The 14,674-nt window shown below is 73.2% G+C and carries 15 protein-coding genes, 1 tRNA gene and 1 other RNA gene; 7 read left to right on the top strand and 10 right to left on the bottom strand.

Annotated elements, in window-relative coordinates:
* Nucleotides 1–14 precede the first annotated feature (14 nt).
* The 3 genes from purD to ffs all read right to left on the bottom strand — a co-directional run bounded on the left by purD (nt 15) and on the right by ffs (nt 3,925).
* Complete coding sequence (purD, locus tag OG574_RS25105) at nt 15–1,268, bottom strand: phosphoribosylamine--glycine ligase (protein ID WP_326775043.1); 1,254 nt, start codon at nt 1,266–1,268, stop codon at nt 15–17.
* 190 nt (nt 1,269–1,458) lie between these two features.
* The gene (locus tag OG574_RS25100; protein WP_326775042.1) at nt 1,459–3,729 is read right to left on the bottom strand and encodes a DNA polymerase III subunit gamma and tau; all 2,271 of its coding nucleotides are present in this window, start codon (nt 3,727–3,729) and stop codon (nt 1,459–1,461) included.
* Between the two features lie 101 nt (nt 3,730–3,830).
* Nucleotides 3,831–3,925, bottom strand: an RNA gene (gene ffs / locus OG574_RS25095) — signal recognition particle sRNA small type.
* Between the two features lie 110 nt (nt 3,926–4,035).
* Between ffs and OG574_RS25090 the strand changes: the two genes are divergently transcribed.
* A tRNA-Ser gene (locus OG574_RS25090) sits at nt 4,036–4,123 on the top strand.
* Nucleotides 4,124–4,225: 102 nt separating this feature from the next.
* Nucleotides 4,226–4,612 (top strand): VOC family protein, encoded by a 387-nt coding sequence (locus OG574_RS25085; protein WP_326775041.1) that lies wholly within the window; start codon nt 4,226–4,228, stop codon nt 4,610–4,612.
* A gap of 26 nt (nt 4,613–4,638) precedes the next feature.
* On the opposite strand, the gene OG574_RS25080 is transcribed toward OG574_RS25085, so the two are convergent.
* Complete coding sequence (locus OG574_RS25080) at nt 4,639–5,112, bottom strand: DUF5994 family protein (protein ID WP_326775040.1); 474 nt, start codon at nt 5,110–5,112, stop codon at nt 4,639–4,641.
* A 196-nt stretch (nt 5,113–5,308) separates the two neighbouring features.
* On the opposite strand from OG574_RS25080, the gene OG574_RS25075 reads away from it, so the two are divergent.
* On the top strand, nt 5,309–5,509 hold the full coding sequence (locus tag OG574_RS25075; protein ID WP_326775039.1) for a hypothetical protein: 201 nt from the start codon (nt 5,309–5,311) through the stop codon (nt 5,507–5,509).
* Between the two features lie 19 nt (nt 5,510–5,528).
* Here the strand turns inward: OG574_RS25075 and OG574_RS25070 are convergent, their stop codons facing one another.
* From OG574_RS25070 to OG574_RS25050, 5 genes are all read right to left on the bottom strand, one after another.
* Nucleotides 5,529–6,479 (bottom strand): MASE1 domain-containing protein, encoded by a 951-nt coding sequence (locus tag OG574_RS25070; protein ID WP_326775038.1) that lies wholly within the window; start codon nt 6,477–6,479, stop codon nt 5,529–5,531.
* A 62-nt stretch (nt 6,480–6,541) separates the two neighbouring features.
* Complete coding sequence (locus OG574_RS25065) at nt 6,542–7,375, bottom strand: PP2C family protein-serine/threonine phosphatase (RefSeq protein WP_326775037.1); 834 nt, start codon at nt 7,373–7,375, stop codon at nt 6,542–6,544.
* 33 nt (nt 7,376–7,408) lie between these two features.
* Nucleotides 7,409–8,233, bottom strand: coding sequence for an isocitrate lyase/PEP mutase family protein (locus OG574_RS25060; protein ID WP_442816935.1), 825 nt, complete (start codon nt 8,231–8,233; stop codon nt 7,409–7,411).
* Nucleotides 8,234–8,454: 221 nt separating this feature from the next.
* Complete coding sequence (locus OG574_RS25055) at nt 8,455–8,781, bottom strand: cupin (RefSeq protein ID WP_100599112.1); 327 nt, start codon at nt 8,779–8,781, stop codon at nt 8,455–8,457.
* Between the two features lie 88 nt (nt 8,782–8,869).
* Nucleotides 8,870–9,766: a LysR family transcriptional regulator gene (locus OG574_RS25050; RefSeq protein WP_326775036.1), complete on the bottom strand. Its 897-nt coding sequence runs from the start codon at nt 9,764–9,766 to the stop codon at nt 8,870–8,872.
* Between the two features lie 102 nt (nt 9,767–9,868).
* Between OG574_RS25050 and OG574_RS25045 the strand changes: the two genes are divergently transcribed.
* Nucleotides 9,869–10,630 carry a sulfite exporter TauE/SafE family protein gene (locus tag OG574_RS25045; RefSeq protein WP_326778607.1) on the top strand — a complete coding sequence of 254 codons (762 nt, stop codon included), beginning with the start codon at nt 9,869–9,871 and terminating at the stop codon, nt 10,628–10,630.
* Nucleotides 10,631–10,642: 12 nt separating this feature from the next.
* On the opposite strand, the gene OG574_RS25040 is transcribed toward OG574_RS25045, so the two are convergent.
* Complete coding sequence (locus OG574_RS25040) at nt 10,643–13,267, bottom strand: GNAT family N-acetyltransferase (protein WP_326775035.1); 2,625 nt, start codon at nt 13,265–13,267, stop codon at nt 10,643–10,645.
* Between the two features lie 99 nt (nt 13,268–13,366).
* Here OG574_RS25040 and OG574_RS25035 point away from each other — a divergent pair, with 99 nt between their 5' ends.
* From OG574_RS25035 to OG574_RS25025, 3 genes are all read left to right on the top strand, one after another.
* The gene (locus tag OG574_RS25035) at nt 13,367–13,960 is read left to right on the top strand and encodes an HhH-GPD-type base excision DNA repair protein (protein WP_326775034.1); all 594 of its coding nucleotides are present in this window, start codon (nt 13,367–13,369) and stop codon (nt 13,958–13,960) included.
* Between the two features lie 125 nt (nt 13,961–14,085).
* The gene (locus OG574_RS25030; RefSeq protein WP_326775033.1) at nt 14,086–14,442 is read left to right on the top strand and encodes a hypothetical protein; all 357 of its coding nucleotides are present in this window, start codon (nt 14,086–14,088) and stop codon (nt 14,440–14,442) included.
* Nucleotides 14,443–14,511: 69 nt separating this feature from the next.
* The gene (locus OG574_RS25025) at nt 14,512–14,664 is read left to right on the top strand and encodes a hypothetical protein (RefSeq protein ID WP_326775032.1); all 153 of its coding nucleotides are present in this window, start codon (nt 14,512–14,514) and stop codon (nt 14,662–14,664) included.
* Nucleotides 14,665–14,674 lie beyond the last annotated feature (10 nt).

Raw genomic sequence — 14,674 nt, 5'->3', positions numbered from 1 at the left:
GGTGAGGCTTACGGTCAGGCCTCCGCGGCCGCCTTCGCCGCGATGTCGGTGCGGTGCTGCGAGCCGTCGAGGCCGATCCGCGAGACCGCCGCGTACGCGCGCTCGCGGGCCTGTGTGAGGTCCGAGCCCGTCGCGGTCACGGAGAGCACACGGCCACCGGCGCTGACGACGGCGTCCCCGTCCCGCTTCGTCCCGGCGTGCAGGACGTACGCGTGGGGCGCGTCCTGCGCGGCCACGTCGGCGAGCCCGGTGATGGGGTCGCCGGTGCGCGGCGTTTCCGGGTAGTTGTGGGAGGCCACGACGACGGTCACGGCCGCCTCGTCGCTCCAGCGCAGGGGCGGCAGGTCCGCGAGCGTGCCGTCGGCCGAGGCGAGGAGGACGCCGGCGAGCGGGGTCTTCAGGCGGGCCAGGACGACCTGGGTCTCCGGGTCGCCGAACCGGGCGTTGAACTCGATGACCCGCACACCGCGCGAGGTGATCGCGAGCCCCGCGTACAGCAGGCCGGAGAAGGCCGTGCCGCGGCGGCGCAGTTCGTCGACCGTCGGTTGGAGGACCGTCTCCATGACCTCGTCGACGAGCTTCGGGTCGGCCCACGGGAGCGGCGAATAGGCTCCCATGCCACCGGTGTTGGGGCCCGCGTCGCCGTCGAGCGCGCGCTTGAAGTCCTGCGCGGGCTGGAGCGGGACGACGGTCACGCCGTCGGTGATCGCGAAGAGCGAGACCTCGGGGCCGTCGAGGAACTCCTCGATGACGACGCGGTCGCAGGCGTTGGCGTGCGCGCGGGCGGCCTCGAGGTCGTCGGTCACGACGACGCCCTTGCCGGCCGCGAGGCCATCGTCCTTGACGACGTACGGGGCGCCGAAGGCATCGAGCGCCTCGTCGACCTCGGCCGGGGTGGTGCAGACGTACGAGCGGGCGGTCGGCACGCCGGCCCCCGCCATCACGTCCTTGGCGAACGCCTTCGAGCCCTCCAGCTGTGCGGCTTCCCCGGAGGGACCGAAGCAGGGGATGCCCGCGGCGCGTACGGCGTCGGCGACCCCTGCGACAAGGGGCGCCTCCGGACCGACCACGACGAGGTCCGCGGCCAGCTCACCGGCCAGCCGGGCCACGGCAGCGCCGTCGAGGGCGTCGACCGGGAGTAGCTCGGCGACCTCGGCGATTCCTGCGTTGCCGGGCGCGCAGTGCAGCGCGGTGACGTCGGGGTCGAGGGACAGTGAGCGGCACAGGGCGTGTTCGCGGGCGCCGCTGCCGATGACGAGGACCTTCACGCCAGCCAGCATAGGCGGCGGGCCGGTGTGCTCTTGTACGGGCCGCCGAGAGCGGGGGCGGCGGGGGTTCGTGCGTTTCTCCATGGGACGGGGTGCCGGGGGCCGATCCGGGGCCTTTACGGGGGTCTGAGCCGTGTGGGCAGTGGCTGTGCTGCGTGGCCCGTGCTGTCCGGTCCCGCTACGAGGCCGCCTACTCGTTCGTGAATTCCTCGACGACCGTCGCCCCGAGCTCGCGGACGATCAGGTCGTGGCCGGAGAGGACCCCCGACTCGTCGAGGTCGGCGTCGTCGTCGGCCGGGATGTCGTCCTCGATGGAGACCGGGGGCGGCTCCGGGGCCGCCGGTCTCGGCGCGGGGGCGGATGCCTGCGGAGCGGACCGCTCCGGGGGGCGCGGCGCGGCCGGGGCCTGCGCCTGCGGGGCCGGCGGGCGCGGCGGAGTGGGTGCCGCGGGGGCACCACCGCCGCCCTGACCCGCGTAGCCACCGCCCTGGCCCGGGTAGCCGCCGCCCGGAGCGGGGGGCGGAGCCTGGCCGCCACCACCACCGCCGCCCGAGGGGTCGACGACCGCCTCGACCTTCCAGTGGACGCCGAACTGCTCGGCCAGCGCCGTCCGCAGGACCTCTTCGCTGCCGCTGCTCGCGAAGTTGTCCCGCGCTCCGGCGTTCAGGAAGCCGAGCTGGAGGGTCGTGCCGTCGAAGCCGGTCACCTGCGCGTTCTGGCTGAGCAGGATCCAGGTGAAGCGGCGCTTGTTCTTGACCACTTCGAGGATGTTCGGCCACAGACTGCGCGGGTCGAGCCCACCGGCGGCGGGCGGTGCCGCGGCGGGGGGCTGAGCGGGCGCCTGCGGCTGGGGCTGGGCGGGGGGCGGCGTGGGCGCCGCGGCGGAGGGCTGGCCCCCACCAGTGCCTCCGCCGCTGGGCGCGGCCGTGGGCCACCCGCCGGGGCGCCTGCCGCCACCGGCGGGGGCGGCAGTGGGCCACGCGCCGGGTGCGGCCCCGGCGGGCGGCGCCGCGGGCGCGGGTTCTGCCGGAGCAACGGCCGGCGGCGCGGATACCTGAGGAGCAGGAGCCGGAGCCGGTGCCGGAGCAGGAGCAGGAGCAGGAGTAGGTGCCGGTGCAGGAGCGGGCGCTGGAGCCATAGGCGCGGGCGCCGCTTCCCCGCCCGGTCCCGGCCCCCGCACCGCGGCCCGGGCAGCGGCAGGACCGCCCCCCGCAGGGACCTGCGCGGCCGCGCCGGGGTGGGCGTCGGGCGACGGCACGTATCCCATGGCCGGGCCGGAGCCCTGTCCCGCGGGTACGAAGTGGCCGCCGCGCTCCAGGCGGTCGAGCCGGGCCATCACGGAGCGGGCGTCGTCGTACGCGGCGGGCAGCAGCACGCGCGCGCAGATCAGCTCGAGCTGGAGGCGGGGTGAGGTGGCGCCCCGCATCTCGGTGAGCCCCTCGTTGACCAGGTCGGCGGCGCGGCTGAGCTCGGCGCCGCCGAAGACTCCGGCCTGGGCCTGCATCCGCTCGACGACGTCGACAGGAGCGTCGATGAGGCCCTTCTCGGCCGCGTCCGGGACGGCGGCCAGGATCACCAGGTCCCGCAACCGCTCCAGGAGGTCGGCGACGAACCGGCGCGGGTCGTTGCCCCCCTCGATGACGCGGTCCACGACCTCGAAGGCGGCGGCGCCGTCCCCCGAGGCGAAGGCCTCGACGACGGAGTCGAGCAGCGAACCGTCCGTGTACCCGAGGAGGGACGTCGCCATGGCATACGTCACACCGTCCTCGGCCGCGGCGGCGAGCAGCTGGTCCATGACAGACATGGAGTCACGCACGGAACCGGCACCGGCCCGCACGACCAGCGGCAGGACACCCTCCGCGACAGGGATGTCCTCCTTGCCGCAGACCTCTCCGAGGTAGTCCCGGAGAGTCCCGGGCGGCACGAGGCGGAAGGGGTAGTGGTGCGTACGCGACCGGATGGTCCCGATGACCTTCTCGGGCTCCGTGGTGGCGAAGATGAACTTGAGGTGCTCCGGGGGCTCTTCGACGACCTTCAGAAGGGCGTTGAACCCCGCCGACGTGACCATGTGGGCCTCGTCGATGATGTAGATCTTGTAGCGGCTGCTCGCGGGCCCGAAGAAGGCCTTTTCTCGCAGGTCACGGGCGTCGTCGACACCACCGTGCGAAGCGGCGTCGATCTCGATGACGTCGATCGAACCCGGCCCGTTCCTCGCCAGGTCGCGGCAGGACTGGCACTCGCCGCACGGCGCCGGTGTGGGCCCCTGCTCGCAGTTCAGACACCGCGCGAGGATGCGCGCGCTCGTCGTCTTGCCGCAGCCGCGCGGGCCACTGAACAGGTACGCGTGATTGACCCGGTTGTTCCGCAGCGCCTGCTGCAGCGGGTCGGTCACATGTTCTTGCCCGATGACCTCGGCGAACGACTCCGGGCGATAGCGGCGGTAGAGCGCGAGAGACGACACGTATACGAGGTTATAGGCGCCCACTGACAACCAGGGCCGCCGCCGACAACCAGGGCCGCCGCTGACGACCGCGGCCGCCGGGGGCGAGCCGCCCCGGAACGCAAGACGCCCCTCACGCACCCGCCAGAGCCGACCTACCCTTGCTGCCTTCCGGCCCTGGGGGAGTTCAGTCAGATAGCGCCACGTGAGGGGCTGAGCTCCACAGTAGCGGATGCCCGGCCGGAATCACGAGCCCGGTCCCCGGCCCGATCCCCGCCCCCGGATCATGTTCGCGAGCACCCCCCAACGTCTTGTATTGTTTGCGGCGGAGGATTCGCCTAGTGGCCTAGGGCGCACGCTTGGAAAGCGTGTTGGGGGCAACCCCTCACGAGTTCGAATCTCGTATCCTCCGCCATTGCTCTCACCGGGCAATACGTCGAAGGGCCCCACCGCTTGCGGTGGGGCCCTTCGACGTTCTGTGGTTGCGTAGTCGGCTACTCGACTGGGAGGTCCTCACATGACCAGTAAGTTCACCGAGCTTGCGATCGACTGTGCAGATCCCGACGCGCTCGCCCGGTTCTGGTGTTCCGTCCTCGGCTACGAGGTGCACGACCGGGAGGACGGGCTTGTCACCATCGGCTCCCCCGAGGTGCCCGAGGGCAAGGACCGCCTCGGCCCGGTGCCACCGGCGCTCACCTTCGCGCGCGTGCCCGAGGGCAAGGCCGTCAAGAACAGGCTCCACATCGACGTCAACCCGACCGACAGGGAGCAGGCCGAAGAGGTCCGTCGCCTGCTCGACCTGGGTGCCCGGCACGTCGACGTCGGGCAGGGCGATGTGAGCTGGGTCCCACTTGCCGACCCGGAGGGGAACGAGTTCTGCGTCCTTGCGGGCCGCCGCCCCTGACCGGAGCGCGCGCGTCGTTTCCCGGCTCAGGATTCGTCGGGGTTGGCGACGATGCGTTCTGCGGCCTCGGTGATGTTGTCGGGGCGTACGGCGCGGGCCATCGCGGCGCGAGCCGCTTCGGGCTCGGATTCGGGAGGCACGACCAGGAGGACGAAGAGGTCCTCGTCGCCGCGGGTGACGAGTGCGGTGCCGTCGCCGATCTCGTGGGCGTCGAGATGCACGACCTGGTCGTCGATGATCAGGCGGGTCGGCAGCTCTTCCCAGGCGGCGGCGTCGAGGCCGACGCGCGTGATGGGGCCGAGGTGCGAGGTCAGCTCCGCGACCAGGGCGGGCAGTTCGGCCGTGATGTCATGTGATCGGGGCCACCACGCGCCGTCCAGGAGCCCTTCGCGGGACTGGGTGGTCTCCAGCCTCAGCGGGGCCGTTCCGGGTTCAGCCTCCGGATGGGGGGCGTCCGGCAGAAGCACTGGGGGCTGGTGAGGGGTGTCGGATTCAGCCATGGTGGTTCGCCCGCCTCGGTCGTACGGCCGACGCCCACCGAGCCGCCGTGCCGATGTCGGGGCGTGCGTCGACCGGCGCGATGCCGTCGTAGCTTTACGGTAACCCCGGGGGCCGCGCCCACGCTCGTCGCGGCGGGCCGCGGCCTGCCGCGGCCGGAGTTACGGTTAAAGCAGTGGAAAGCGGGAGGTGACGGTCATGGAGGCGATCATCCTCATCGGCGCCATCGTCCTCGTGACCCTCATGGGAATGCGCCTGATCCACCGGATCAACGCCCGGCACGACGCACGCGTCGCCTCGCACACCTTCAGCGATCCCATGCCGGGTGTCGGCAGACGGAGCCGCAAGAACCACCGGCGGATCCCCGAAGACGCGTCCGGCCCGGTCGACCGCAGCTGACAGGGACGACGCGCGTCCGTCATTCGTCCCGCCGTGGCGCCAGGTGTCCCACCACTTCCGTCAGGTCTCTCACCGCCTGTTCGATCTTCTGGCGGATGCTCTTCTGTTCGGTGACGATCGCCGCGAGCAGGAGGCCGGTGAGCGCGGCCGAGCCGTTGAGTGCCTGGAGGTTGACCATGACCTCGAAGAGGGTGTGGTGGGCGAACGGGCCCACGTGGTCGGTGGCCGCGGAGATCCCCAGTACGGACACGAACAGCACGCACGGCGCCGCCCCCGCGAGCTGGAAGCGCAGCGCCGCCCACGTGAGCAGCGGGAAGACGAGGAAGAGCAGGGCGAGCGGGCTTCTCGTGGCCAGGGGTGCGATGACGGCCGCAGTCACCATCAGGGCCGCTGCCTCCGGCCACCGGCGGGTGTTCCAGGGGGGCCTGGCCCTGCTCAGCGCGATCAGCAGCGGGGTGCCGACGAGTACGCCCATGGCGTCGCCGGCCCACCACGCCGCCCACACCGTCCAGAACGCGCTCCACTCCAGACTGCCGCTGAGCACCAGCACGCACGTGCCCACGGTGGCGCTCAGCAGTATCGGCAGCAGTCCGCCCAGGAAGACCAGGGCGACCCCGTCCCGCAGCCGGTCCAGCTCGATGCGGAAGCCCACCTTGCGCAGCAGCACGTAGGCGCACATCGGGGCCAGGGTGTTCGCGGCGACGATCGCGAGGTCGGACAGGCGCAACGGGTTGATCGAGTCGATGAGTAAGAAGGCGCCGAGCGCGATGCCCGGCCAGATCCGCAGGCCCATCCAGAGCAGACAGGTGACGGCGACGCCCGTCGGGAGCCAGAGCGGGGTGACGACCGCGCCTTCGAGGGCGATCCGCTGCCACAGGCCGAGCCGTCCGGTCGCGTAGTAGGCGGCGGCGACGGCGAGAATCCTCAGCAGGGCCTCGGAGAGGCGTCGGAGTTCCTCGGTGCGCACCACTGGATCACATAATCACTCCCGTTCCGTGGCGGAGCGTGACACGCGCTGCCGGGGGCCCGCTGTCACCCGGGCAGGACGGGTGGCGGGTCGTGGCACAGGACGAGTACCGCGGAGTCGTCCTGGTGGCCGGTGCAGTCGGCGACCTCCATCACCGCGGCGGCAAGTTCCGCGGCGTCGGCGCCCGCCCCGGCCGCGACGACCCGGGCCACGCGTTCCAGGCCCGCCTCGATCGGGAACGAGGGCCCTTCGACCACGCCGTCGGTGACCAGGACATACGCCCCCGCCGTCGAGAGGCGGTGCCGGGTGACCGGGTACTTGGACCCGGGCAGCATGCCGAGCGGCAGCCCGCCCTCGTCCGTCGAGACGCCGTACCGGCCGTCGACCGTGGCCCAGATGGCGGGGACGTGGCCCGCGCGGGCGGACTCGAGGACCCAGGTCGTCGGGTCGAAGCGGATGAAGCTGCAGGTGGCGAAGAGTTCGTGGCGCATCGACAGCAGCAGGTCGTTGGCCTGGGCGAGCGCCTCGCCCGGGTCCGGGGCGAAGGCGGCCACGGCGCGCAGGGCGATGCGGATCTGCCCCATGAAGGCGGCGGCCTCGACGTCGTGGCCCTGGACGTCCCCGATGGAGAACCCGAGGGCGCCGTCAGGGGTGGCGAACCCGTCGTACCAGTCCCCGCCGATGTCCAGGCCGTGGCGGGCCGGCGAGTAGCAAGCGGCGGTCCGCAGTCCCGGCAGGGCGGGCAGCGAGACGGGGAGCATTTCGCGCTGGAGGGCTTCCGCCAGTTCGACCCGGGCGTGCTGGAGTTCCGCCCCGGCGCGTGCCTGTGCGGCAAGGCGGCCGAGCCTGGTCAGCAGGTCGTCGGCGCTCTCGGGCTGGCTGGAACGACGCTGCGTCATGGACCGCTCCGGTTACGGAAAACCCCGGCTTCATCATATTTGCGTGGCGTCTCCACCGCCGCTCAGCTCCTGGACCTCGCCGTACGTCGGTGCCGCGGGGGCCACGTCCCGGCCCGCCCGTACGCCGAGCGCCGCCGTGACCGCGGCGCCCAGGGCCGCGCGGAACAGGAGCGAGCCGAGGCTGACGCGGCGGACGCCCAGGGCGGCGAGCTCGGGGACGGTGGGGCCCGTGGGGGAGTAGAGGATGTTGAGGGGGATGCCGGACGGGCGCAGGTGCGCCACCAGTGCGGTGATCGTGGCCGGGTCGGTCAGGCCCGGTACGAAGACTCCGTCGGCGCCCGCCTGCCGGTAGGCGTCGAGCCGGCGGCGGGTCTCCGGCTCCGGCGCGGTCCGCGGGTCCGGGAGCCAGTACGTGTCCGTGCGGGCGTTGACGAACAGGTCCGGTACGGCGGCCTTGACCGCGGCGATCTTCGCCGCGTGGACGGGGGCCGGGGTGAGGGTGCCGTCGGCCCTGCCGTCCTCCAGATTGATCCCCACCGCGCCCGCCTGCGCCAGCTCACGGGCGAGGCCGGCGACCTCGGCCGGGTCGTCGCCGAACCCGCCCTCCGCGTCCACGGACAGCAGGAACGCGTCCCCGCCCAGGCGGCGGGCCAGGCGCAGGGTCTCCTCGCGGGTGGCCGCGGCGCCGTCGGGCAGCCCGGCCGCGGCGGCCACGCCAAGGCTCGTCGTACCGATCGCGGTGAACCCCTGCCCGGCGAGCGCGGCGGCGGAGGCGTGGTCCCAGGCGTTGGGGAGGAGGAGGGGGCCGCCGGGGTCGTGGTGCAGGGCTTTGAAGGCCGCGCAGGCGGGCTGGTTCATCGGGGGGGTCGTCCCTTCGAGGGTGCCGGCCGCGAGGGCCACGCCTCCGGCGGGCGCCGTGGGCTCGACGGCCGGGACCGGGGCGGGAACGAGGCAGGGGTCCGCCGGCGCCCGGCGCATGTCCTCGTACCGGTTGAACCGGTATCGCTGTGTCATGCAGCGCACGCTAGGCGCGGAACCGTTCGGCGCCGGCCGAAGCGTCCGGGAGCGGCGGGCGCCCCTCAGTCGTTGACCGCCGTAAGGAGCACCGCCGCGTCCGTGACCGCGCGCAGCCCGTGCCGTTCCTGCGGGAGCGCGTGGAGCCGGCCCTCGTGGAGCGTCACGTCGCCCGAGGCCGCTGTCAGTACGACCTCGCCCCGCAGCACCTGGAGCGTCGCGGCGGGCGGCGCGTTGTGCTCCTCCAGAACTTCGCCCGCTGTCAGGGCGATCACGCTTTGCCGGAGGGTCTCCTCGCGGAGCAGGAGGTGCGCGCTGCGGCCGTGGGGGGAGGTCCGGGCGGCGGCGACGTGCTTGTCGGCGAGAGCGTTCAGGTCGTACGTCGTGGTCATGCTTCCAGCGTCCCCCGGAGACCCGGCCCCCGCCACAGGCACGAGACATCTCCCCGGTCCCGGACCCCCGCCACAACCAGTGAAGCCCCTACCTCCCGCAGTGCTCCGCCACCAGGTCCGCGAAGGCCCTCGCCAGTGGGGTCAGCGTGGACCAGCGCCGGACCGCCCAGCCGACCGCGAGTGGCGGCAGGTCCGGTACGGGGACGAGGACCGGGCCGCCCGCGCGGTCGGGGTCGCGCCAGCCGGGCAGTTCGGGGACGAGCGCGTGGCCGAGGCCCAGTTCGGCGAGGTGCACGGCGGTGGCCCAGTCGGCGACGCCCGCGTCCGACCCGGCCGGCCTGACGATCCCGAGCCCGGTGAAGTGCCGGTCGAGATGGGAGCGCGACGTGGACTGTTCGGGCGGCCTGATGAGGTGGGCGGCGGCCAGGTCACCGGGGCCGATCCGGGTCCGGCCGGCCAGCGGGTCGTCGGGGCGCACCGCGAGGACCCAGGGAAGTTCGACGACGGGGCGCTGCTCGACTCCGCGTTCCGGCGCGCCGATGGTGACCCACGCGAGGTCGAGGTCGTGCGCGGCGAGCGCCTCGTAGGCACTGTGGCTGGAGCTGACCGTCTGGAATTCCAGGCTCGCCTGGGGGTGGCGGCGCCGGAATCCGACGATGGCTCCGGACATGAAGTGGCGCACGGTCGTCGCGCCCGTGGTGACGCGCACCGCGCCGCGCTCGCCGCGGGCCAGGTCGCGCAGGCGGCGCAGCGCGACATCGATGCCGCCGATGCCCTCGGCGGCCGCGGTCTGCAGGATGCGCCCCGCGGCGGTCGGCAGGACACCGCGCGCGTGCCGTTCGAGGAGGCTGACGCCCACCTCCCGTTCGAGGCGCCGGATGTGCTGGCTCACCGCCGACTGCGTGCAGGAGAGGTCGCGGGCGACGGCGCTGAGGCTGCCCGCCGCGCACACGGCGACGTAGACACGGAGATCGTCGAGGGTCACGGCGCCAACGTAGCCATTCGGTCGCCTCCAAGCCACACCTTGGAACTTCCCAAGAAATGGCGAGGATTGACTTGGGTGTCCGCCTCAGAAACGATCTCGGATGTGGATGCACTTGAAGCAGTGGCCGTCGGAGCGGCCGGTGTCGCCGCCGGCGCGATCAACGCGGTGGTCGGCTCCGGAACGCTCATCACCTTCCCTACGCTCCTCGCGTTCGGCTATCCGCCGGTGCTCGCCAACGTGTCGAACAACATCGGCCTCGTGCCGGGCGTGCTCAGTGCCGCGTACGGCTACCGGCGCGAGCTGAAGGGGCAGAAGAAGCGGCTGCTCCGCTTCGGCACGGCCTCGCTGATCGGCGGGCTCACGGGCGCGCTGCTCCTGCTGAAGCTGCCCGCCGACGCGTTCACGGCGGTGGTGCCCGTGCTCATCCTGGCCGCCTGCGTCCTCGTCGTGCTCCAGCCCCGGCTCAGCCGCTGGTCGAAGAAGCGCCAGGCCACGGCTACGCGCGCCGACGGCGGCGTCCCGATGTGGTTCGGGGTGCTCGGGACGGGTGTCTACGGCGGCTACTTCGGCGCCGCGCAGGGCGTGCTGCTCATGGGCATGTTCGGCAGCTTCATCCACGACGACCTCCAGCGCCTCAACGCGGCGAAGAACGTCCTGGCCTCGCTCGTGAACGGGGTCGCGGCGGTCATCTTCATCGCCGTCGCCGACGTCGACTGGGCGGTGGCCGCGGTGATCGCCGTCGGCTCCACGCTGGGCGGCCTGACCGGCGCGAAGTTCGGCCGCAGGCTGCCCCCGGCGGTCCTTCGCGCGGTGATCGTCGTGGTCGGCGTCACCGCCTCGGTGATCATGCTCGTACGAGGCTGAGCCCGCGGGCCGTCAGCGCTTGAGGAAGGCGATCCGGGCGCGCTTCTCCGGGAGAAACACCTCCGGCAGGTCGATCTCCGGGAGCACGATCTCGGGGCCGAGTTCGAAGCCCGCGCGCTCCAGGAGCGCGACCGCCTTCGCGTTGCGCGCGTCGGGCTCGACCACGATCCGCCGCTTGCCGTGCCCTTCGAGCGCGTACGCGATGAGGACGGTCATGAGCGCTCCGGTGAAGCCGCTGACGGCGCCGTCCCCGGCCGGGGCGATCAGGAAGTGCACGCCGATGTCGCCGTCCTCGACCTCGTAGCACTCGCTGACCCGGTCGGCCTCGGGCTCGTACGTCTGGAAGAGCGCGACGGGTTCGCCGTTGAGGCGGACGAGGTGGGCGTGGTGCGTGGTGAGCGAGTCGAGGTGCTCGTACGTCTCGCGCACCTGCTCGCGGCTCGCGCCCTCCATGCCCCAGAACCGGGCGCGCTCCTCGCGTACCCAGCCGTGGAGCACGTCGAGGTCGGCGGCGGGGTCGACCGGGCTGACGCTGACGGTGCCGAACCCTTCGACGGTCTGCTCGTACACGCGGTGCTCCTTCTGATGAGGGTGGTCTTCTCTGGTGAGGCGGGTCCAGTCCGTGACTACGGGGACCAGTTCGCCCCGCAGCCACAGGGGGAGCTGGTCGCGGCGGTGCGGCGAGCCGGGGATCCCGCAGGCGCCGAGCGGAACCACCCACAGGCTGTTCGCGCGGTCGGCGACGTCCCACACGTAGCGGGCGGCCGGGCCGCGGGCGCTGAGGTCGGTGACGCCGGGGACGCTCGACGTGGACAGGACGCAGTCGTGGTCGCCGGGCAGGCCCGGACCGACCTCATCGCCGTCAGGGAGTGCCCGCCAGGCGGCGAGCCGGTGCCGGTCGCCCCAGGTCTCGCCGGTCACCGTGGTCCCGGCGGCTTCCTCGACCGCCTCGCGGACGACCGTCTCCCGGTCGACATCAGGGAATTGACTGGTCGTCAGCAGTGTCTCCAGCGCGTACGCGATGCGCGGCGCGAGGGCCAGCCACGGCCGGAAGACCTCCGGGTACGCCTCCCCCATCCCCGTGAGGGGCGCGAACGCGGGGTGCGCGGCCAGCTTCCGTACGACCGCCGCCCGCACCCGCGCGTACGCGGCGGCGTCCGCGCTGTCCGCGTCCATGTGCCGGTCCCAGGCGAGCAGCCGCTTCCTCAGTGCCGCCGCTTCGGGGCCGAGGCCGTCGAGGCGGGCCACCAGGTCGAGCAGCGGGCGGGCGGAGGCGAGGCGGGTGTCGGTGTGGACGGTGGCCATGCCGGGCGCCGTCCACACCTCCCGCGCGTCGAGCAACTCCCGTATGCGGTCGGCCCGGTGCGGCGGCGCGAACTCGATGCCGAGGGGCGCGGCCAGGCCCCGCTGGTTCGCCATGACCGCGACGGTGCCGACCGGCTCGCGGGGCAGCTCGCGCAGACCGCGCCAGGCGTGCCGGGGCTCGTGGGCGGGGACGACGCGGAGCAGGTTCTCGGGGTCGCGCTCGGGCACGGCGCCCGCGACGCGGTGCAGGAGACCGCCCTCGGTGTCGGCGGCCTGGACGACGTTGACGGGCTCGGCCCAGCGGTCGAAGGCCCGGTCCACGTCGGCGACGGTGCGGGCGCGGAGCAGGGCGGGCAGGGCGGCGAAGCCCAAGTCCTCGCGTACGCGCGGTGGCTGGCGCAGTGCAATGCCCTCACCCTCGTCGGGCCCGCCGATGACGACCGTCCCGCGTTCGGTCTCGACCACCTCGACCTCCTGCGGCCGCTCGCCCGCCACCTCGAAGGTCTCCACGCTGCGAGACGCGGGCCGCCACCCGTCCGGGCCGAACGCCTCCACGCCGCCGTCCGGAAGCCGCCGCAGCCGCTCGCGGTACAGGTCCTGGTAGTCCGCCATCGCGTTGGTGATCGCCCAGGCGACGGTGCCGGTGTGGCCGAAGTGGCCGATGCCGGGCACGCCGGGGACAGCGAGGCCCACGACGTCGAAATCCGGGCAGGCGAGCCGTATCTGCTGGTAGACGCCCGGGTCCTCGATGTAGCGGTGCGGGTCGCCGGCGATCAGGGGGCCGCCGGTGGCGGTGCGGTCGCCGGTGACGAGCCAGCCGTTGCTGCCCGAGGTGCCGGGGCCGTCCGTGGCGAAGAGGCCGACGGCTCCGGGCCCGATGCGGCGTACGACCTCGTCGCGCCAGAGCTTGCCGGGCAAGCCGGTGAACAGGATGTGCGTGGACAGCCAGATGCCGAGGGGGGTCCAGGGCTGCCAGCGGCCCGGTTCGAGGCCGGCGCGGGCGAACTCCGGTGCGGCGCCGCCGAGTTCTCGCAGTCCGGCGTCAACCCCGGCGACGTACGCGTCGAGCCAGCCGCGCGTCTCCTCGTCGAGCGCGCGGTAGCAGCGCCGGGCCGTGTCGTCGATACGGGCCTGCCGGGCGAACCGGTCCCAGCCGGCGGCCTCCTGCCCGAGGAAGGCGGCGGAGGTGCCCTGCGAGCGGTGCCGCTCGACCTCGATCTGCCAGGCCCGGTCGGCGGCGGCGTTGCGCCCCTGGGCGTGGGCCAGTTCCCGCGCGCTGTCGGCACGGAGGTGGGGTATGCCCCACTCGTCCCGGTAGACCTCGACGCCCACGCTTTCCCCGCCCCGCCTTCACCCGTCCTACAGATTAGGGCAGCCTAACCTAAGCCAGAAAGGGGTGCGCCCCGGCCCACGCCGCGCGATCATCGACACATGGACGCCACTCTTCACCTCGCCCAGGAGCCGGACGCCGACGCACTCCTCGGCCGCAGCCCCCTGGCCGCGCTCGTCGGCATGCTGCTCGACCAGCAGGTACCGATGGAGTGGGCGTTCGCGGGCCCGCACACGATCGCCCAGCGCCTGGGCGCCGACGATCTCGACGCGCACGAGATCGCCTCATACAACCCCGAGGCCTTTGCCGAGCTGCTGTCCACCAAGCCGGCCGTGCACCGCTACCCCGGCTCGATGGCCAAGCGGATCCAGCAGCTGTGCCAGTACCTCGTCGAGCACTACGACGGGGACGCGAGCGCCGTCTGGGACGGCGTCAAGGACGGCAAGGAACTGCTCAAGCGCCTCAACGACCTGCCCGGCTTCGGCACGCAGAAGGCCCAGATCTTCCTGGCCCTGCTCGGCAAGCAGCTCGGGGTGCGCCCCAAGGGCTGGCGCGAGGCCGCGGGTGCGTACGGCGAGGCGAAGTCCTTCCGGTCGGTCGCCGACATCACGGGACCCGAGTCGCTCACGAAGGTGCGGGCGCACAAGCAGGAGATGAAGGCGGCGGCGAAGGCGGCCAAGGCCGCGGGGAAGTAGGACCCGAAGCAGGACCCGAAGCAGGTCCCGCCGCGCGTCAGCACACGCCGCGTCCCGTAGCCCATGAGGGCGGATCTCGTCCGCGTTGATCGTCTTCGGGGCGCCACCGGGGGACATTTACGTCCATGAGCACGCGCGCCTCCCCAGCGGGCGCGGGCCGCCGCACCGCGCGACGGCCCGCGTGGGCCCGGACGTTGCTCGTCCTCCTCACCCTGCTCGGCACGGCGTTCGCGTCCACGGTCCCGTGCGCCGAGGCGGCGCCCGCGCACGCCGCGTCCTCCTCCACCGAACCCGGCGAGCTCCACCAGGACGCCCCTGACACCGCGCTGCGCCTGCCGACGGGGCACGCCACTCGCCTCCCCGCCCAACGCGCCACCCACGTGCTCCCCGCGCGCCCTCCCGCGCCACCCGCGCGCCCCCGTGCGCCCCGCGCCACCCTCAACTCCTTGAACGCCCTGCGCTGCGTCGTCCTGCGCTGCTGACAGTCCGGCTCCGCCCTCCCGGCGGACCGAGCCTGCACACCCCCCACGCACGACAAGGACGACACCTTCATGCCCATCGACCCTTACGCGGTCCTGCGCGCCCTCCTGCGCGCCGAAGCGGTACGCGACGGTCGCGCCGTACGCCCCGCACGCGAGACCCCGAAGCCCACGCCCCCGACCGACGACAAGGCACAGGACACGGACCCGCAGGACCGCACCTGAGCCGCCCGCA

This window comes from Streptomyces sp. NBC_01445, assembly GCF_035918235.1.
Lineage (GTDB): Bacteria > Actinomycetota > Actinomycetes > Streptomycetales > Streptomycetaceae > Streptomyces.
This window is presented reverse-complemented; position numbering and strand designations above follow the sequence as displayed.